21 protein-coding genes are annotated in these 17,575 nt (G+C 64.9%); 2 read left to right on the top strand and 19 right to left on the bottom strand.

Annotated features, from left to right (window positions below; genetic code table 11):
* The first annotated feature begins 226 nt into the window (after positions 1-226).
* On the top strand, positions 227-1,423 hold the full coding sequence (locus tag F8O08_RS03215; protein WP_192496897.1) for an AI-2E family transporter: 1,197 nt from the start codon (positions 227-229) through the stop codon (positions 1,421-1,423).
* Between the two features lie 9 nt (positions 1,424-1,432).
* On the opposite strand, the gene F8O08_RS03210 is transcribed toward F8O08_RS03215, so the two are convergent.
* From F8O08_RS03210 to rpsB, 9 genes are all read right to left on the bottom strand, one after another.
* Positions 1,433-2,164: an alpha/beta hydrolase gene (locus F8O08_RS03210; protein WP_158038282.1), complete on the bottom strand. Its 732-nt coding sequence runs from the start codon at positions 2,162-2,164 to the stop codon at positions 1,433-1,435.
* A 52-nt stretch (positions 2,165-2,216) separates the two neighbouring features.
* Positions 2,217-2,834: a lytic transglycosylase domain-containing protein gene (locus F8O08_RS10940; protein ID WP_412973614.1), complete on the bottom strand. Its 618-nt coding sequence runs from the start codon at positions 2,832-2,834 to the stop codon at positions 2,217-2,219.
* The gene (locus tag F8O08_RS11080; protein WP_192497701.1) at positions 2,834-3,484 is read right to left on the bottom strand and encodes a transglycosylase family protein; all 651 of its coding nucleotides are present in this window, start codon (positions 3,482-3,484) and stop codon (positions 2,834-2,836) included. Before F8O08_RS11080 ends, F8O08_RS10940 begins: the two co-directional genes overlap by 1 nt.
* A 76-nt stretch (positions 3,485-3,560) precedes the next feature.
* Complete coding sequence (locus tag F8O08_RS03195; RefSeq protein ID WP_158038284.1) at positions 3,561-4,103, bottom strand: DivIVA domain-containing protein; 543 nt, start codon at positions 4,101-4,103, stop codon at positions 3,561-3,563.
* Positions 4,104-4,138: 35 nt separating this feature from the next.
* Positions 4,139-5,041, bottom strand: coding sequence for a phosphatidate cytidylyltransferase (locus tag F8O08_RS03190; protein ID WP_192497700.1), 903 nt, complete (start codon positions 5,039-5,041; stop codon positions 4,139-4,141).
* Between the two features lie 28 nt (positions 5,042-5,069).
* Positions 5,070-5,624: a ribosome recycling factor gene (gene frr / locus F8O08_RS03185; protein ID WP_158038286.1), complete on the bottom strand. Its 555-nt coding sequence runs from the start codon at positions 5,622-5,624 to the stop codon at positions 5,070-5,072.
* 40 nt (positions 5,625-5,664) lie between these two features.
* Positions 5,665-6,378 carry a UMP kinase gene (gene pyrH, locus F8O08_RS03180; protein WP_158038287.1) on the bottom strand — a complete coding sequence of 238 codons (714 nt, stop codon included), beginning with the start codon at positions 6,376-6,378 and terminating at the stop codon, positions 5,665-5,667.
* Between the two features lie 200 nt (positions 6,379-6,578).
* The gene (tsf, locus tag F8O08_RS03175) at positions 6,579-7,406 is read right to left on the bottom strand and encodes a translation elongation factor Ts (RefSeq protein WP_158031030.1); all 828 of its coding nucleotides are present in this window, start codon (positions 7,404-7,406) and stop codon (positions 6,579-6,581) included.
* 44 nt (positions 7,407-7,450) lie between these two features.
* Positions 7,451-8,317, bottom strand: a complete 867-nt coding sequence (gene rpsB, locus F8O08_RS03170) for a 30S ribosomal protein S2 (RefSeq protein WP_158042513.1) — start codon at positions 8,315-8,317, stop codon at positions 7,451-7,453.
* Between the two features lie 411 nt (positions 8,318-8,728).
* Here rpsB and F8O08_RS03165 point away from each other — a divergent pair, with 411 nt between their 5' ends.
* Positions 8,729-9,277 (top strand): M23 family metallopeptidase, encoded by a 549-nt coding sequence (locus tag F8O08_RS03165; protein ID WP_192497699.1) that lies wholly within the window; start codon positions 8,729-8,731, stop codon positions 9,275-9,277.
* A 99-nt stretch (positions 9,278-9,376) separates the two neighbouring features.
* On the opposite strand, the gene F8O08_RS03160 is transcribed toward F8O08_RS03165, so the two are convergent.
* The 10 genes from F8O08_RS03160 to rimM all read right to left on the bottom strand — a co-directional run bounded on the left by F8O08_RS03160 (position 9,377) and on the right by rimM (position 17,573).
* Positions 9,377-10,303 (bottom strand): tyrosine recombinase XerC, encoded by a 927-nt coding sequence (locus F8O08_RS03160; protein WP_158042511.1) that lies wholly within the window; start codon positions 10,301-10,303, stop codon positions 9,377-9,379.
* A 20-nt stretch (positions 10,304-10,323) separates the two neighbouring features.
* Positions 10,324-11,559 (bottom strand): DNA-processing protein DprA, encoded by a 1,236-nt coding sequence (gene dprA, locus F8O08_RS03155; RefSeq protein ID WP_158042510.1) that lies wholly within the window; start codon positions 11,557-11,559, stop codon positions 10,324-10,326.
* Positions 11,549-13,132 (bottom strand): YifB family Mg chelatase-like AAA ATPase, encoded by a 1,584-nt coding sequence (locus tag F8O08_RS03150; protein ID WP_158042509.1) that lies wholly within the window; start codon positions 13,130-13,132, stop codon positions 11,549-11,551. The genes dprA and F8O08_RS03150 overlap by 11 nt, the downstream gene beginning before the upstream one ends.
* Positions 13,129-13,536, bottom strand: a complete 408-nt coding sequence (locus tag F8O08_RS03145) for a YraN family protein (protein WP_158042508.1) — start codon at positions 13,534-13,536, stop codon at positions 13,129-13,131. Before F8O08_RS03145 ends, F8O08_RS03150 begins: the two co-directional genes overlap by 4 nt.
* 159 nt (positions 13,537-13,695) lie before the next feature.
* Positions 13,696-14,022, bottom strand: coding sequence for a DUF2469 family protein (locus tag F8O08_RS03140; protein WP_158031023.1), 327 nt, complete (start codon positions 14,020-14,022; stop codon positions 13,696-13,698).
* Positions 14,023-14,035: 13 nt separating this feature from the next.
* Complete coding sequence (locus F8O08_RS03135) at positions 14,036-14,716, bottom strand: ribonuclease HII (RefSeq protein ID WP_158038294.1); 681 nt, start codon at positions 14,714-14,716, stop codon at positions 14,036-14,038.
* On the bottom strand, positions 14,716-15,471 hold the full coding sequence (lepB, locus tag F8O08_RS03130) for a signal peptidase I (protein WP_225733452.1): 756 nt from the start codon (positions 15,469-15,471) through the stop codon (positions 14,716-14,718). The genes F8O08_RS03135 and lepB overlap by 1 nt, the downstream gene beginning before the upstream one ends.
* Positions 15,472-15,584: 113 nt before the next feature.
* Positions 15,585-15,929, bottom strand: a complete 345-nt coding sequence (gene rplS / locus F8O08_RS03125; protein WP_158031021.1) for a 50S ribosomal protein L19 — start codon at positions 15,927-15,929, stop codon at positions 15,585-15,587.
* 229 nt (positions 15,930-16,158) lie between these two features.
* Positions 16,159-16,842, bottom strand: a complete 684-nt coding sequence (gene trmD / locus F8O08_RS03120) for a tRNA (guanosine(37)-N1)-methyltransferase TrmD (RefSeq protein WP_158038392.1) — start codon at positions 16,840-16,842, stop codon at positions 16,159-16,161.
* 20 nt (positions 16,843-16,862) lie between these two features.
* Positions 16,863-17,573 carry a ribosome maturation factor RimM gene (gene rimM / locus F8O08_RS03115; RefSeq protein WP_158042507.1) on the bottom strand — a complete coding sequence of 237 codons (711 nt, stop codon included), beginning with the start codon at positions 17,571-17,573 and terminating at the stop codon, positions 16,863-16,865.
* Positions 17,574-17,575 lie beyond the last annotated feature (2 nt).

Raw genomic sequence — 17,575 nt, 5'->3', positions numbered from 1 at the left:
GCAAAGTTCAGACCCTTCCAGTTCTTCCCATAAGACCCTAGATCATAGCGTTCGTCTTTGAAAATCATCTATGGATGCGCTGAGAGCGAAGCTCCCCCGTCGCAGATGGCGATTCACTGCGCGATCACGCACGGTCGAGAACCACGGGTACCCTTGGCAGAGAACTGTGCGACTTTCAGCACAGATGTGCGTCGGCACACGAACACGAGGAACAGAGGAACGGCTGATGAGCGCTTCGACACCAGAGGACGCCGCGCAGACCACTGAGGCGCCGAAGCCGGAGCCGACGGCTCCGCCGGCCACGCACGAGACAGATGTCGTCGCCCCGAGCCCCCATCGCATCCGCACCATGCGTCTCAGCACCGACAACGTCTTCGGCATCGCCTTTCTCGGCACGCTCGGCGTGCTCGTCGCTCTGGTGCTCGGGGGCATGGTCGCGACCAGCGGCATGGTCATCACCTACATCGGCGCCGCACTGTTTCTCGCACTCGGGCTCGACCCGGTCGTCCGGCTGCTGTGTCGCACCGGGATGCCACGAGGCGTCGCCGTGCTGGTCGTCTTTCTGTTCTTCGTGCTGGCCGTCGTCGGTGTCGTGCTCCTGCTGATCCCCGCGATCAACACGCAGGTCGACGAAGCCATCCAGAACACGCCGGTGCTCGTGCACGTGCTCACTCAGCAGGAGTGGTTTCAGAGCATCAACCAACAGGTCGACGGTGCTGCCGCGGGATGGCTCGATGCTGCACAGCGCTTCGCCTCAGACCCGCAGAACATGCTGCAGGTCGCCGGTGGGCTCGTGACGGTGGGAACCGGCCTGGCCAACTTCATCGCGGCGACGGTCATCATCGTCGTGCTCACGCTCTATTTCATGGTGTCATTGCAGGGCCTGAAACGGGGGCTCATCTCACTGCTGCCGGCTTCTCGTCGCAGCCGCTTCACTCGCCTCAGCGACCGCATCTTCGACAACGTCGGCAAGTATGTGATGTCGCAGACGATCATCGCACTGATCAACGCGGTCTGCGCGTACATCGCGATGTCGATACTCCAGGTGCGCTTCCGCGAGGTGCTCGCCGTCGTGATCTTTCTGTTCGCCCTGCTGCCGCTGGTCGGCTCGCTGACTGCGGCGACGCTGACCACGCTGATGACGGTCGTGACTCAGGTATTGGCGAATCCAGAGAACGTGAACCTCTGGCCGGCGCTCTTCATCATGATCTACTACCTGATCTACATGCAGTTCGAGGCATATGTGCTCACGCCGCACATCGTGAACCGAGCCGTACCGATTCCGGGCGTGATCGTGGTGATCGCCGCACTGCTCGGCGGCACGCTGCTCGGAGTCTTCGGGGCGCTGCTGTCGATTCCGGTGGCAGCATCCGTCATCCTGTTGGTGCAGGAGCTCTGGGTGCCGCGGCAGAACAAGCGCTGACCGCGTCGCTCACTCGCTGGGCGTCGGCCATTCGGTCGGCAGCGGGAGCGCGCTCGGACGCATCGCGCGCACGATCACTGTCAGCACCTCCCGAGTCTGCTTCTCACCGATCCAGAGATGTCGGCCGTCGGGAATCACGATCAGTTCGGTCTCGGGCACGACGCTGAACCGTTCTCGAGCCTCGGGCGGGCGCAGAAAGTCGTCGTTCTCTGGAATGACCGCGATGAGCCGCCGGCCGGCGCCGTGCCAGCGAGCGAGTTCGGATGCAGTCGTGCGGTGCAGCGGCGGTGAGAGCAGGATGGTGCCGTCTGCGGGATAGTCCAGACCGTACTTGAGCAGCAGTTCGGTGCCGAACGACCACCCCAGCTGCCAGATGTGCGGGAGCCCTCGCTGCTCGGCGAATCGCATGGCGGCTGCGACGTCGTACCGCTCGGTGATTCCATCGCCGAACGTGCCCTCGCTGGTTCCACGAGGGCTCGACGTTCCGCGGGTGTTGAATCGCAGCACGGCGATGTCAGCCATTGCAGGCAGCCGCCAAGCGGCCTTGCGCAGGATGTGCGAGTCCATGAAACCGCCCTGAGTGGGCAGAGGGTGAAACGTCACCAGCGTCGCCGCTGGATCGCGATGAGCCGGGAGTGAGAGCTCCCCGACCAGGGTGAGACCGTCGTCGGTCTGCAGCGTGATCTCTTCGGAACGTCGTGGCAGCTCGGTATTGGCGCGGATCTTCTGCATGTCGCTCATGGGAGCACCTCGTTCTGGTCAGCCGGACGACCGACAAACGGCAAATCGGGTATCAGTACCAGCCGACCGACTGCGAGTGACCCCATGCGCCGCAGGGAGTGCTGTAGCGACCGGCGATGTAGCCCAGCCCCCATTCGATCTGTGTTGCCGGGTTGGTCTGCCAGTCGGCGCCAGCCGATGCCATCTTGCTGCCCGGCAGCGACTGTGGAATGCCGTAGGCTCCCGAGCTGCTGTTCTTGGCGTTGACACGCCATCCGGACTCTTTCTGCCAGAGGCTCACAAGGCAGACGAACTGGTCTGCTCCCCAGCCACGCGCCTGAACCTGGGCCCAAGCCTCAGCCTGGGCGCCAGTCGGGTTCGGTGTGGCCGCAGGCGTCGATGCAGCATCACTCGCCGCAGTGTCACTCGCCGCAGCGGCAGTGTCGGCTGGGACCGGTGCCGGTGGCGCCGGTGTCTCGGCCTTCACCAGGTCGGACTGCATCGAAATGACCGCAACCGCCGCCTGGACGCTCTGGGTGTCGATGGCTGTGTTGGATTCCTGCGACGCGGTCTCAGTGATCGAGGACACTTCGTCGGCATATGCGGTGTTGACCCCACCGGCTGCAACGAACATCAGTGCCCCCGCTGCCCCGACGGATGCGGTGCGGATGAATGCGCTCACGGCTGCCATTAGCGTGCGCCAATCTTGGAGCTGCAACCCCACTGGCCCCAACCAGCTCGAGCCTGCAGGCCAGATGCGATCTCGATCTGCTGTTCGCGAGTGGCGCCGTCAGCTGTCGGCGCGTACTTAGTGCCACCCGAGGCCTGCCACGTCTGCTTTGAGAACTGCAGACCGCCATAGTAGCCATTTCCGGTGTTGATGTTCCAGCGGCCGCCTGACTCGCACTGCGCCATGCGATCCCAGACGCTGCCGTCACTCGGCGTCGCAGCGGCGGGGGCACTCTTCGGCTGTGCGTCGCGCTGCTTCTTCGCAGCGTTTGCGTCCGAACTGTCATCCGTGCTGTCGGCCTCCGGCTGTGCCGCAGGAGGCGGTGTGACCACACGGGTCTCGGCCGCAACGACCTGCTGAGGTGTGTCGATGTTCGACGTCGTCACCTGCGTTACAGGAACAGAACCGGCGAACGCCTGACGCTGCAGGTTACCGGCGATCTGCGGCAGATTCGCCTGGACCACGCTCTGCTCACCTGCAGCGCCGTGCGCCTCGACGTTCACGGTCGAGGCATGGGCGGAATCGGTGACCGCACTGTGTGCACCGGAACTCACCAAGGCGAAAGCCACGGCACCGGCGATGAGCGTTGAGGAAGTCTTCAAAGAAACCATACATTTCCACCCTAGCGTGTCTGTTCTGTACCGTCCAACGTCAGCACTCTGCCCACAGCCCTGTCTCAGCGGCAGCTCAGAGAATGGCCAGCATGATCTCGACAGTGCGATCGAGCACGGCATCAACCTGGCGTTCGTCATAGCCGTTGCCCTGTCGCGCGAAGACCGCGTCTCTCACCTCTGAGACCTCGAGAGGTGTGCCGATCCGAAAATACGCCACGATGCGGTCGGCGAGCTGATCGACCTGCTTACGCGAGTATCCGACTCCGAAGACACCGACGCGACGGAACCGATGGCCTTCGGGCCGCAGCATCCTGTCTACGACGACTCGAGCCTGCTCCCGCGCTTGGTCCTGCCATGCCTCGTCGCCCATCGCCGCGTGTGCCTCGTCGCGCTCTCGCTGAGCGAACGCGTCTTCGAGTCTGTCGAGAGCCGCGTCGACCTGAGCCGGCTCATAGCCGTCTTTGACTACGTCGAAGGCGGTGGCTCGAACCGTGTCAGAAGTCACATCTGCGCTGCCGGAATCGTATGCCGCTCGGGCCCGTTCGAGCAGATCGTCAACCTGGTCGATGTCATAGCCGCGCTTGCCTTTGGGTACTCGCTCGAAAACAGTCGTCACAGCCCCATTCTGCCAAAGACAACGCAAAAGTGCGTTCAGGCGGCAAGCGTGGCGAAGAGTAGAAAGAGCAGAAGGGCCATCGGCATAGACGGAATGATCGCGTCCAGGCGGTCCATGAACCCCCCGTGGCCGGGAATCCACCGACTCATGTCTTTGATGCCCAGCCAGCGTTTCAGCGACGATTCGACGAGGTCGCCGACGGTCGCGGTGACCATCAGCAGCGGTCCGACGATCAATCCCACCCACCACGGCATGCCGGCGATCACCCAGACCGAGAGTATGGCGGCCACGGTCGAACTCACCAACGCGCCGGCCTGCCCCTCCCAAGTCTTCTTGGGGCTGATCCGCGGTGCCATTGGGTGACGGCCGAAGAGCACTCCGCTCGCATAGGCGCCGGTGTCATTGCACACGACCACGATGAGGGCGCAGATCAGCCACTTCACGCCGCCTTGATGAGTGACCAGGAGCGCGGCGGCGGAGAGACTCATCGCGATATAGACGATCAGCGCAGTCGACCAGCCCACAGCCGTCCACGGCGACTGACCGCGGATGCGGTGGGTGACGATCTGCCAGAGGGCGGCCAGCACCAGTGCTGCGAGCCCGGCCCACAGCAGAGCCCATCCCCCGAGGAGGAACGCGATGCCCGGCAGGAGCCCGGCGACGATCCCCAACATCCATGGCGAGACCAGGATTGAGCGAAACAGCAGCGCTTGGGCGGTCTCTGCGACGGCGAGACCGGTCGCGACCATGAGCACCACGACGAACGCATGCTGACTGAGCAGCAGACTGCCCAGGACCACCGCTCCGATGAGCAGAGCAACGCCGATCGCCAACGGCAGGTTGCGCCCTGCCTTCTGCTCGAGGCGCTGGTTCGCCTGCTCGAGCTGTTCGACCAAGGCCTTCGCCTGGGCCTGATGACGGTCTCTGTTGGTGCTCACGGTGGTGTCTGCCAGCTGTGCTCCGAGGTCAGACCTCGAGCAGCTCGTTCTCTTTGCGCTCGAGTGACTGATCGATCTGCTCGACATGCTGCTTCGTCACAGCTTCGAGGTCTTTCTCGCCGCGGGCGATCTCGTCATCGCCGACTTCGCCCTTCAGCGCGTCGAAGTCGTCTTTCGCCTTGCGGCGCAGGTTGCGCACGACCACGCGCGCCTCTTCGGCCTTCTGCCGAACCAGCTTGACGTACTCTTTGCGTCGCTCTTCGGTGAGCTCGGGCAGCACGACGCGAATGAGATCGCCGTCGTTGGTGGGGTTCACGCCGAGGTTGGGCTCGTTGCGAATCGCCTTCTCGATCTCGTGCAGGGCAGACTTGTCATACGGCGTGATGATCAGAGTGCGCGCCTCGGGGTTCTGCAGCGAGGCGAGCTGCTGCAGCGGCGTGGGCGTGCCGTAGTAGTCGACCGGGATGCTGGCGAAGAGGGCGGGGTTCGCGCGCCCTGTGCGCACCTGTGCGAACTCGTCTCGTGCAACCTCGACCGCTTTGGCCATGCGCTGCTTGGTCTCGTCAATGATGTCTTTGATCATGATGTCTCCTCTGTGCCGATGCTCGTGGGTGTGCAGTCGCTCAGGCGTCAGCGCTGACCAGAGTGCCGATTTCGACACCCTGAATGGCCCGTGCGATGTTCTCGTGGTCATCCATGCCGAAGATGCGCATCGGCATGGCGTTGTCCATGCACAGGCTGAACGCGGTCGAGTCTACGACCTTGAGACCACGCACCAGTGCGTCGTTGTAGGTGATCGCCTCGATCTTCTCGGCGTCGGGATGTGTCTTGGGGTCGGCGGTGTAGACGCCGTCAACGCCGTTCTTGGCGAAGAGCACCTCGTCGCACTTAATCTCGAGCGCACGCTGCGCCGAGACGGTGTCGGTCGAGAAATACGGCAGACCGGCACCTGCGCCGAAGACGACGACACGGCCTTTCTCAAGGTGACGAATGGCACGAAGAGGGATGTACGACTCAGCGACCTGTGTCATCTGGATCGCAGACTGCACTCGGGTGTCGACGCCTGCCTGCTGCAAGAAGTCCTGCAGGGCCAAGGCGTTCATCACGGTGCCGAGCATGCCCATGTAGTCGGCCCGGGCACGCTCCATGCCGCTGAGCGACAGCTCGGCGCCACGGAAGAAGTTGCCGCCGCCGACGACGATCGCGACCTCGACGGTGCGCGATGCAATGGCGACCTGGTGGGCGATGGAGCCGACCACGTCGGGGTTCACGCCCAGAGCACCCGCTCCGAACGCCTCTCCAGAGAGTTTCAGCAGAACTCGTCGACGTCGTTCCATCACCACATGCGCTCCTTCATACTGAGACGCCGGTCATGGCGGCCGCGTCACTGTGCTCTGTAAGTCTAGGGGGCGGTCCCGGTTTTGCCGCCGTCGAGGGCGGCGATGCTGTCTGACAGCGGATGCCCACACTGCCGAGACCAGTCAGCGGGGGCATACATGAAGGTGGCCCGGCACTCGGCCGGGCCACCCTTGAAGCGTCAGGCTCCGACGCGGAAGCGGACGAACGAGTTGACCGTCAGCCCGGCATCCTTCAGCACCTGAGCAATGCTCAGCTTGTGATCGCGTGCGTAGTCCTGATCGGGCAGCACGATCGTCTTGAAGAAGCCGTTGAGGCGTCCCTCGACAATGCGCGGCAGAGCCTTCTCAGGCTTGCCCTCGTTGCGCGAGGTCTCTTCGGCGATGCGACGCTCGTTCTCGACGTCTTCAGCCGGAACCTCTTCGCGAGTCATGTACTTCGGATCGGCGAACGAGATGTGCTGCGCAATCGAGTGCGCGGTCTCGCTGTCGTCACCGTCGTACGCGACGATCACGCCGAGCTGCGGAGGCAGATCGGGGTTCGTGCGGTGCAGGTAGACCGCGAAGTGCTCGCCCTCGAGCTGAGTCAGACGACGCAGCTCCACCTTCTCGCCGATGATGGCGCTGGTGTCGGTGATGAGCTCTTCGACGTTCTTGCCCTCGACCGGAGCGGCAAGCGCAGCGGTGAGATCGGCGGCGCCGACCTCGGCGATCGCGGCGAGCACCTGCTCGGCAAGCTCGATGAAGCGTTCGTTCTTGGCCACGAAGTCGGTCTCGCATGCCAGCTCGATCAGGTACGCGCGGCGCCCGTCGACCTTGGCGGCGATGAGCCCGTTGGTCGTGGTGCGACCTTCGCGCTTCGCGACGCCCTTCAGGCCCTTCACGCGCAGCAGCTCGATAGCCTTCTCGACGTCGCCTTCGGCCTCGTCGAGCGCCTTCTTGCAGTCGAGCATGCCCGATCCGGTGCGCTCGCGCAGGGCTTTCACATCAGCGGCAGTGTAATTCGCCATGTTCCTGTTTCTCTCGCTCTCTCGCGTTGGGTTGTCTCGAAGACTTACTTGTCAGCAGGGGTCTCAGCAGCAGGCTGCTCAGCGGCTTCAGCTGGCTTTTCAGCAGCGGCCTCAGCCGGCTTCTCAGCAGCTGCCTCGGCGGGCTTCTGCTCGTCCTGCTTCAGCAGCTCGCGCTCCCACTCGGCCAGAGGCTCGGCCTCGCCGGCCTCTTCGTCTTTGCTGTGACGAGCGACCAGACCGGCGGCAGCAGCGTCGGCGATGATCTTGGTGAGCAGTGAGACCGACCGGATTGCGTCGTCGTTGCCCGGGATCGGGTAGGCGATGTCATCGGGGTCGATGTTGGTGTCGAGGATGGCGACGACCGGGATGCCCAGCTTCTTCGCCTCCTGCACGGCGAGGTGCTCTTTGTTGGCGTCGACGATCCAGAGGGCCGAAGGCGTCTTGTCCAGGTTGCGGATGCCGCCCAGGGTCTTCTCGAGCTTGTCTTTCTCACGCTTGAGAATGAGCAGCTCTTTCTTGGTGCGACCCGAGCCGGCCACGTCGTCGAAGTCGATCTCTTCGAGCTCTTTCAGACGCTGCAGGCGCTTGTGCACGGTCGAGAAGTTGGTCAGCAGACCACCGAGCCAACGGTGGTTGATGTACGGCTGGCCGACGCGCGTCGCCTGCTCGGCGATGGCCTCCTGGGCCTGCTTCTTGGTGCCGACGAAGAGGATCGTGCCGCCGTGAGCGACCGTCTGCTTCACGAAGTCGTAGGCCTTGTCGATGTAGCCGAGCGACTTCTGCAGGTCGATGATGTAGATGCCCGAGCGCTCGGTGAAGATGAAGCGCTTGACTTTCGGGTTCCAGCGGCGGGTCTGGTGCCCGAAGTGCACGCCGCTGTCGAGCAGCTGGCGGATGGTAACGACGGCCATTGCCGTGTCTCCTGTTCTGCGTGTGTTCACACGCCTCTTGCGGTTGAGCGGTCACCGGGTTGGTGGCCCCTGGTGCTCATGACTCACCTCACCACCGAAGTGGACCGTTGAGGCTGTGTCATCTGTGCGAGCACGCGAAGTCAGCAGATTGCTCTACTGCTGTCGACAATCATAGCCCACGACCGTGCCTTTCCGCGCCTGCCCTGTGAGCGCGTCCTCGTGACGCGACCTGCCCGTGTGAGTACGCACATCTCTCGCCGCGCTCTCCCGTTCTGCACAGCGGTGGCTGGAGTGCTTCTTCGCCTGAGCCAGCAGCGTTTGAATCGCTCTATGAAGACAGAAGCGAGCACACACGGCCGAGCCCTTCTTCGAAGACGTTCCTCGCTTCGCCGAACCCTTCGAAACTCGTCGATGCGCCTGCGCTCTGCTGGTCGTCGCGGCACGCTCATGACGCTGTGCCTGCTGTTCACCGTCGGCGTCGTCCTTTCGACGCCGGCAGCCGCCGATCTGCGGCCTGGTGCAGCGATGCCCGCACACACTCCCTGCAGCGATCTGCCGTGCTGGTCATGGCCTCTGCCTGCTCCGAGAACAGTGGTCAACCCATTTCGCGCACCACCGCATCCATACGGAGCGGGCCATCGCGGCATCGACGTCGCCGCAGCCGAAGGCACCGAGGTGCTCGCCGTCGACGACGGCACGGTATCGTTCGCCGGCCAGGTGGTCGATCGCCCGGTCGTAACGGTCACGCACGACCATTCCTGGCGTTCGAGCCACGAGCCGGTGCTGCCCGCTGTGGCGCAGGGAGACCACGTCGTACGGGGGCAGGTCATCGGGCACGTCGCCTCAGGAGGTCACTGTGTCGGGTGCCTGCACCTCGGGGCCCGTCACGTGGATGACTACTACTCTCCCCTTCTGCTGATTGAAGGATCCGACCCGTCGGTGCTGCTGCCGCTGCCATGACCTTCGGGTCGCATCACCGTCTCGCTCGGCTTCATTCCGAGCCCTTCGACTGCGACGAGCATGGCATCGATGGGCCGGCTGCGATGGATTTGGCTGCGATCAGGCGCGGGGATGCGCCTGCAGGTACGACGAGGCGAGCTGCTCGACAGAGACGTGCGTGTAGATCTGCGTCGTGCCGATGCTCGAGTGCCCGAGCAGGGTCTGCACGGCGCGCAGGTCGGCTCCCCCGTCGAGCATGTGCGTCGCAGCGGTGTGACGAAACGAGTGCGGGCCGGCATTGCGCGCGCCGACCGCTGTGAGTGCCTGTGTGACGACGCCGTGTACCGTGCGTGCGTTGATCTGGCCGCCTCGCGCGCCGAGAAAGAGATGATGCCCCGCATCAGGATGCGCTGCGCGCGCTAAGAGTGCACCTCGCGCCGTCTCAAGGTAGTGGTCGATCGCCGCGAGCGCGATGTCGCCGATCGGTACGACACGCTGCTTGTCTCCCTTGCCGACGACGGTGATCAGCCGGTTGTCGCGGTCGATGTCGTCCAGGGTGAGGCCGACCAGCTCGGAGACGCGCAGTGCAGAGGCATAGAGCACTTCGAGCATGGCCCAATCGCGTACTTTCACCAGGTCACCGGATGCCGCCGCCTCGTGGGCATGGTCGAGCAGCGCCCGCATCGTCTGGCGACTGTGGACGACCGGCAGGGTGCGACCGGTCTTCGGCACCTGGAGCCGCGCGGCGGGGTCGGCGTCGACGATGCCCTGTTCGAACGCCCAGCGCCCGAACGATCGTGCGACGGTGGAACGGCGCGCCAGGCTCGTCTCGGCGAGACCACGCTGCGAACTGTGCCACAGCCAGTCTCTGAGGTGATCGAGGCGCAACTGGCCGATAAGGGTCACCCGCGTGTCGGTGAGATCGGCAGCGAGGTCTTTCAAGTCGTTGCCATAGGCCTTCACCGTGTTCGCTGAAAGACCTCTGACCACCCGGAGTTCGCTCAGGTAGCGGTCAATCGCCGCGGCGACAGAGATCTCAGCAGTCATGCCACCAGAATGCCACGCGGTCAGCCGCGCAGCCACGCGCCGCCGCCACGATGGCAGGCCAGCTGCAGCAGCTCCAGCTCGTTCAGACACGATCTCACGGTCGTCAGCGGCATGCCGGAGAGCTGTGCGATGCCCAAGACGTCCTGCGCCTGTCTCGGGTGCAGCGCGTCATGCACACGCACCAGTTCAGGGCGCAGACCGTCGGTCTGTACCTGCGCCATCTCAAGCTCGGGCTGAGCGGTGAGCATCGTCAGACAGTCGTCGGCTCCAGTCACCAGCGAGGCGAGGCCGTCGCGGATGAGGTGATTCGTTCCTGCGGACATCGCAGAGAAGATCGACCCCGGCACGGCTGCGACATGGCGCCCCAACTGTGCCGCATGATGGACCGTGTTGATCGCCCCAGACCTGCGGCCGGCCTCGACCACCACTGTCATCGCTCCGAGCGCAGCGATCACTCTGTTGCGCTGCAGAAACCTCCACCGAGTCGGCGGAGTGCCCGGAGCCTGCTCGGCGATCAGACAGCCGCGGTCGGCGATCTCGCGCAGCAGCTCTTCGTTGCCGGCCGGGTACAGTCGATCGATGCCCCCGGCGAGCACCGCCACAGTGTCGCCCTGCAGGCTGAGCGCCGCGCGGTGCGCCTGCCGATCGATGCCGTAGGCGCCGCCTGAAACCACGCTGAAGCCGTGTCCTACACACCCCTGCACGAGTTCGGCGCAGGCTTCCAGCCCGTAGCTGCTGGCCGATCGTGCACCGACGATCGAAATCGTGCGAGGCCGGGTCAGCAGCGTCGGCCGGCCAAGCGCCCACAGACACATCGGGGCGTGTTCGGCGAGATCTGCGAACCGTGCGGGCCACGACGCGTCGCCTGGAATCAGCAGCGTCGCGTGCAGACTCGCCGCCGAAGAGAGCGAGTCGAGAAATCTGCGGTCGCCAAGCCGAGGGCTCCAACGCCGCAGCGCTTCTCGATACTGCGAAGTCTGCGCACCGTGTCGGCTCGAGTCATGCTGCGCTCGGATGTCGACGACGACCTGACGCAGCGCATCGACCACCCCGTGCTGACGCACCAGACTCCCGGCGACGCCGTCTCCCGGCTCGATCAGGGATGACCACCAGGCCGCAGCCAGGGCCGGTTCGATCGACTCCGCACGACCCGACTCGTGCAGCGCGTGCAGCTGGGCCGTCACCGCTGCTGTTTCTGACGACGTGAGCCCATGCACGTCGGCCATGATGTCGACGAGTGACCCGTTACCGATCATGTTCTCCTCCTCCCCGCCACGACATCGCCCTGGCTATGTGCTCGCTGTCTGGTGACCGATCGCCGGCGAGATCGCAGAGCGTCCAGGCGATGCGCAGCAGCCGGAAATATCCGCGCAGCGTGATGGTGCCGAGATCGAGTGCCCGGTCGAGCGTTGCCGTCGCCTGTGACGCGAGCCGCAGTCGACCGCGGAGCGTCTCGCCCGACACCTGACTGTTCAGCTCGTGCCCGAACGGCCGAAGCCGCTCGGCACTCGCCGCTCTGGCATGCTCGACCTGCACCCGAGCCTCAGCGCTGGTCAGCATCTCGGCGTCGTCGATCAGAGCTCGGTGGCTGCGCACCCGACCGACGCCGACTCTGAGATCGACTCGATCGAGCAGCGGGCCGCTCAGCCTGGCCAGATACCGTCTGCGCTGAGACGGCGTGCAGGTGCACGTGCTCTCTGGCTCGGTGGCATACCCACACGGGCAGGGGTTCGCCGCCATCACCAGCTGAAAGTCGGCCGGCAGGCGACCCACGATCCCGGCCCGGTGCAGCGTCAGCGTGCCCGTCTCGAGACATTGCCGCAGAGAGTCGAGCACATGGGTTCGGAACTCGGGCGCCTCGTCGAGAAAAAGCACTCCGTGTGCGCTCAGTGACACCAGCCCAGGCCTGAGTGAGCTGCCTCCCCCGATCAGCCCGGCCAGGGTGAGGCTGTGATGCGGCGCCTCGAACGGCGGCTGAGTCGGCAGTTCGCACACGCCGGTTCTCGAAGTGAGTGAGCGCACGGCGGTCACCTCGAGCTGCTCGCGCCTGCTCAGCGGGGGCAGCAGCGTCGCCAGACTGTTCGCCAACATCGACTTGCCCGCTCCCGGGCTGCCGGTGAGCATCAGATGATGCCTGCCGGTCGCAGCGACGATCAGCGCTTCGACGGCATCATGCTGACCCACGATCTCGCTGAGGTCGGGTGGCGTGTGCACACGCTCGGCGTTCGAAGGGGTCGGCTCATCAGCCTCGTCAGCAGACTCGCCACGCTGCGATCGCTCTGGCTGGGGCGCAGGCGGCCGGTCTCGTGGGTGCGGCTGGGCGCCCAAGAGCCGAATCAGCTCGATCAGATCGTCGACGCCCACGACATGGATGTCGTCGACGAACCGCGCCTCGGGCAGATTCTCGCGCGGTACGACCGCTTTCGTCACGCCGCCGCGCACGGCGCCCAGCAGTGCCGGCAGCACCCCGGGAATCGGACGGATACGGCCTTCGAGAGTCAGCTCGCCGAGCACCACGGTGTCGCGCGAGGGATGCGGGGGTACGATGCCCTGCGCGATCAAGACCGCCACGGCGATCGCCGCATCAAAGGCGGTGCCATGTTTGGGCGCACCGGCCGGCACCAGGTTGACGGTCAGCCGGGTATCCGGATACGGCTGGCCGGTATTGCCCAATGCGACACGCACCCGGTGCTCTGCCTGTGCGACGGCGGTGTCGGCCAGGCCCACGATGCGGGTCGCGGGAAGTCCCGCGCTCACGTCGGCCTCGATGTCGATGAGGCTGCCTTCGATGCCGGTCAGCGAGACCGCTCTGCACATGCCGAGGGTCATCGCACACCTCGTCGATGCTCCAGATGCAGACCGTCTCGGCGCATCCGCACGCCGATGGCGTCGATGCGCACCGGCCCGGGCCATGCCTCGTTGCTCTGCAGCCAGCGCCCGACCAGAGTGCGCAGCTGACGCATCTTGCGGGCGTCGATCGCTTCGAACGGGGTGCCGTGCTGGTCTCCGGAACGCGTCTTCACCTCGATGAAGGCGAGCGCATCACCGTCACGAGCGATGATGTCGATCTCTCCCGCACGGCCGGATCGCCAGTTGCGGTCGACGATCGTGTAGCCCAGATCGGTCAGAAACTGCGCAGCGAGTGACTCACCCCGTCTGCCGAGCGACAGACGGGAGTCGGTGGCCTTGCCCGGTCGTTTCGCTGCGCCTTCGGTGGTCTCGCGTGCTGTCATGCCACCAGTCTCGGCATGCGGCGATCACCCCGGCCAGAGCCATCACGGCACTGTGCAGAGATCCCAGCGGCACACCAGGCTGTGCAGAGAGCGTCGACGCGTCAGAACGTCGGGCGCTGTGCCCATTCGAGCACTCGAAAGACGTTCAGAAGACTGAGATCACTGTTCGTCGAGCGAGAGTTCGCTCGGCAGCTCAAGATCATGAGCGGCGAGCTCCTCCACGTTCACATCTTTGTACGTGAGCACCCGCACCTGTTTGGCGAAGCGATCGGAACGGTAGATGTCCCAGACCCAGACGTCGGTCAGATTCAGCTCGATGTAGAAGTCTGGCCCGACCTCGCGCCGCTCAAGCTTGACGTCATTTGCCAGGTAGAAGCGCCGTTCGGTCTCGACCACGTACTTGAACATGTGCACGACGTCGCGGTACTCGCGGTAGAGCGAGAGCTCTGCCTCGCGCTCGTAGTCGTCGAAATCCTGAGGATCCATATCGTCTCTCACTCTAGCTGCCCTTCTTGCTCTTGTCGCCTCTGCTGCCAGGCTGGTGCAGCCAAGTCATGCGGTGCAGCACAGATGGTCCGTGCTCGGCGATCGCAGCCATGTGCACGGCGCTGCCGTAGCCGCGATTGGTCTGCCATGAATACTGGGGGTACTGCTCGGCGTACACCGCCATGCGGTCATCGCGATCGACCTTGGCGAGCACGCTCGCGGCCGCCACGGACGCGCAGTCGCGGTCAGCTTTGGCTCGAATCACCACACGCACCTGGCACGGTGCCTGCAGCCCTGCGGTCAGCCAGTCAGACGAGCCGTCAAGAATGACCACCGCCTGCGCCTCGCGGGGCTGCTCCGCCAGCAGCGCACCGACGGCGCTCGACGCCGCCTCGCGCAGACAGGTCACGATGCCGTCGCCGTCGATGCGAGTGTTATCGACAGAGGCAACCGTCCAACCGGCCGCCCACTCCCGAATCGGCTCGACCAGGGCATGGCGACGACGGTCGGTGAGCGCCTTGGAGTCGCGCAGACCTGCGGGCCAGACTCCGGCATCCGCACATATCGCGACCGCCCCCACCGTGACCGGGCCGGCAAGCGCACCGCGACCGACCTCGTCGCAGCCGATCACGAGTGTGGCACCGTCGGCGAAGAGCCTTGTCTCGAGTTCGAGAGTGGGGTCGACCGCCGCCATCACTCAGCCGACGAAGACTGATCGGGAACGTCTGAGAACACCTCATGGTGTGCGTCGATGCCCTGCCAACGCGACGACGGCCATGAGATCACGAACGCACGACCGACGACCTGATCGACCGCGACCATCCCTCTGCCGGGTTCGTCTGTGTGTGCGCTCGAATCGCGCGAGTTGCCCCGGTTGTCGCCCATCATCCAGAGCGAGTTCGCGGGCACGGTCACGTCGAAGGTGCGCGCGCACGAGGCGTTTCCCGGAGCCAGATACGACGACTCGTCGAGCTGCACGCCATTGACGCTCAACGGCCCGCCGACGTGCTCGCACACCAGGTGGTCGCCTTCGACGCCGATGATGCGCTTGACTAGATACTGGTGGCTGTCAGAGTCACCGAGGCCGACGAACGTGAGAGCGTCCTGGATGCCCTTGCCCAGACTCCAGCCCTGTGCCGCAGCCGACGGGGCTGCCAGCCAGCCGCCCGGATCCTGAAAGACCACGACGTCGCCCCGCGAGACGCCGAAGGGCTTCGGCTGGAGTCGGTTGACCAGCACACGGTCGCCGACCTGCAGCGTCTGCTCCATCGATCCCGAGGGAATCGAGAACGTGCGCACCAGGAACGTGCGCAGCAGGGTCGAGAGTATGAGCGCTACGACGATGATCACGACGATGTCGCGCAGCATGAGCAGCGTGCGCGATGCGCCCGATCGCCCGTCGCCCGGGGTCTGCGACTCTTCTGAGTCAAGCACCTCTTCGCCGCTCACCGGTTCGCCTCTCTCTCATTCTCTGCATTTGCCGACCGAGACCGGCATGATGACGACAACGGCCAGCGGGCGCCGCACTGCGACGCATCCGCTGGCCGTTGAACGTGATTGGATCAGCGCTTCTCGCGGATCTTGGCTGCCTTGCCGCGCAGTGAGCGCAGGTAGTACAGCTTTGCGCGACGAACGTCGCCGCGCGAGACGAGCTCGATCTTGTCGATCACCGGCGAGTGCACCGGGAAGGTACGCTCGACGCCGACCTGGAACGAGATCTTGCGCACGGTGAAGGTCTCGCGCACACCGGCACCCTGGCGCTTGAGCACGACGCCCTGGAACACCTGGATACGGCTGCGGTTGCCCTCGATGATGTTGACGTGCACCTTGACGGTGTCACCGGCGCGGAAGTCTGGGATGTCGCTCTTCAGCGATGCTGCGTCGACTTTGTCCAGTGTGTTGCTCATGAGTTCTTCGCTCTCTGCACCTGCCGCAGGTCAGGAGCGTGAATACGTAACGATTCGGATTGTGTCGACGATCGCTCCCCTGCGGCAGAGACAAGCCGATGACACAATCTCTCATCTTGCCACATGCCGAGGTGAGCCGCAAACGTCTGCCCGCACTGCGCCGGATGCACCGCCCGCGCCCGCCTCTGCGTCTCAGCCCCAGCGCCAAGACTGCGCTCAGCCGCCCCCGTCAGGGCAGCAGGTCGGGTCTCATACGCCGAGTGCGGGTCACGCTCTGATCGTGCTGCCACTCGGCGACGAGACGGTGGTTGCCGCTGAGCAGAACCGGGGGCACTTCAAAGCCGCGCCATTCAGCAGGCTTCGTGTAGCTCGGGTGCTCGAGCAGGCCGCGATTGTGCGACTCTTCGACCAGCGACTCGGGATTGCCGATCACGCCGGGCAGCAGGCGGGCGACGGCTTCGACGACGACCAGCACGGCGACCTCGCCGCCGTTGAGCACGTAGTCGCCGATGCTGATCTCACCGGTGCGCCAGTGCGCTGCGGCGTAGTCGACGACGCGCTGATCGATGCCTTCGTAGCGGCCGCAGCAGAAGACGATGTGGCGTTCGTGAGAAAGCTCGACCGCACGCTGCTGGGTGAACACCGCGCCGGCCGGAGTGGTGAACAGCACCAGGGGATCGTCGGCGTCGGCCAGCACGTCGTCGAAGGCCTCACCCCAAGGCTCGGGGCGCATGACCATGCCCGCTCCCCCGCCATATGGAGTGTCGTCGACCGTGCGGTGCGCATCGTGGGTGTATTCGCGCAGACTGTGCACGCGCAGATCGATGATGCCTCGATCGACCGATTTGCCGACCAGCGACAGCTTCAGCGCGTCGAGGTATTCGGGAAAGATCGTGATGACGTCGATGCGCAGGCGCGCAGGCTCAGCGGCGCTCATACGTGGTTGGTGCGGTCGGCTTCAGGCGCAGCCTCATCGTTCGATGCGGAACTCTGCGCCTTCTCGGCGGATTTGGCATCAGGCGCAGCCGTGTCTGAGCCGGGCGCAGACTTGGCCGTCAGCTCTGCCACGACATCCGCCACCTCTTGAGCCGGCACCTCGTCGGCCTCGTCTTCGCCGTCGTCGGCGGGCTCGAACAGGCCGCCGGGCGGGGTGATGGTGACGGTGCGCTCGTCGAGATCGACGCCGCTCACAAAGTGTTTGACGAAGGGCAGCAGCACCTCGTCGCTCTCGGTCTGAATCGCGAGGATGTCCTGGCCGGGCAGGTGGTCGACTCGCGAGACCGTGCCGACGGCTTCGCCGTTGCGCATGACGACGAGATCGACGAGCTGATGGTCATACCAGGCATCGGCCTCATCAGGCAGCTTGGTCTCATCCTGATCGATGGTCAGAATGGCTTTGGCAATGCTCTCTGCCGCCGTACGATCGGGAATCTCAGCGAAGAACGCGACCGGGCTGGTGTTGTACCAGCGCAGCTCGCGCAGAGTGATGGTGCGGCCGTGCCATGAGGAATCGGCAGGCACCTGAAGATTGAATGTGGCGCCCGGAACCAGTCGCCGCTCGGGCTCATCGGTGTACAGCTCTACCTTGAGGCCACCTTTGAGCCCGTGCGGCTTGGTCAGACGGGCGATGCGAAGCTGCAGCATGA

The organism is Pseudoclavibacter sp. CFCC 13611, from assembly GCF_008831225.1.
GTDB lineage: Bacteria > Actinomycetota > Actinomycetes > Actinomycetales > Microbacteriaceae > Pseudoclavibacter_A.
This window is presented reverse-complemented; position numbering and strand designations above follow the sequence as displayed.

What these genes read in the sequence shown, in the direction of transcription:
- F8O08_RS03215 (WP_192496897.1), top strand. Translation starts at nt 227, where the DNA reads ATGAGCGCTTCGACACCAGAGGACGCCGCGCAGACCACTGAGGCGCCG.
- F8O08_RS03210 (WP_158038282.1), bottom strand. Translation starts at nt 2,164, where the DNA reads ATGAGCGACATGCAGAAGATCCGCGCCAATACCGAGCTGCCACGACGT.
- F8O08_RS10940 (WP_412973614.1), bottom strand. Translation starts at nt 2,834, where the DNA reads ATGGCAGCCGTGAGCGCATTCATCCGCACCGCATCCGTCGGGGCAGCG.
- F8O08_RS11080 (WP_192497701.1), bottom strand. Translation starts at nt 3,484, where the DNA reads ATGGTTTCTTTGAAGACTTCCTCAACGCTCATCGCCGGTGCCGTGGCT.
- frr (WP_158038286.1), bottom strand. Translation starts at nt 5,624, where the DNA reads ATGATCAAAGACATCATTGACGAGACCAAGCAGCGCATGGCCAAAGCG.
- pyrH (WP_158038287.1), bottom strand. Translation starts at nt 6,378, where the DNA reads ATGGAACGACGTCGACGAGTTCTGCTGAAACTCTCTGGAGAGGCGTTC.
- tsf (WP_158031030.1), bottom strand. Translation starts at nt 7,406, where the DNA reads ATGGCGAATTACACTGCCGCTGATGTGAAAGCCCTGCGCGAGCGCACC.
- rpsB (WP_158042513.1), bottom strand. Translation starts at nt 8,317, where the DNA reads ATGGCCGTCGTTACCATCCGCCAGCTGCTCGACAGCGGCGTGCACTTC.
- F8O08_RS03165 (WP_192497699.1), top strand. Translation starts at nt 8,729, where the DNA reads ATGCGCCTGCGCTCTGCTGGTCGTCGCGGCACGCTCATGACGCTGTGC.
- F8O08_RS03160 (WP_158042511.1), bottom strand. Translation starts at nt 10,303, where the DNA reads ATGACTGCTGAGATCTCTGTCGCCGCGGCGATTGACCGCTACCTGAGC.
- dprA (WP_158042510.1), bottom strand. Translation starts at nt 11,559, where the DNA reads ATGATCGGTAACGGGTCACTCGTCGACATCATGGCCGACGTGCATGGG.
- F8O08_RS03150 (WP_158042509.1), bottom strand. Translation starts at nt 13,132, where the DNA reads ATGACCCTCGGCATGTGCAGAGCGGTCTCGCTGACCGGCATCGAAGGC.
- F8O08_RS03145 (WP_158042508.1), bottom strand. Translation starts at nt 13,536, where the DNA reads ATGACAGCACGCGAGACCACCGAAGGCGCAGCGAAACGACCGGGCAAG.
- F8O08_RS03140 (WP_158031023.1), bottom strand. Translation starts at nt 14,022, where the DNA reads ATGGATCCTCAGGATTTCGACGACTACGAGCGCGAGGCAGAGCTCTCG.
- F8O08_RS03135 (WP_158038294.1), bottom strand. Translation starts at nt 14,716, where the DNA reads ATGGCGGCGGTCGACCCCACTCTCGAACTCGAGACAAGGCTCTTCGCC.
- rplS (WP_158031021.1), bottom strand. Translation starts at nt 15,929, where the DNA reads ATGAGCAACACACTGGACAAAGTCGACGCAGCATCGCTGAAGAGCGAC.
- rimM (WP_158042507.1), bottom strand. Translation starts at nt 17,573, where the DNA reads ATGCTGCAGCTTCGCATCGCCCGTCTGACCAAGCCGCACGGGCTCAAA.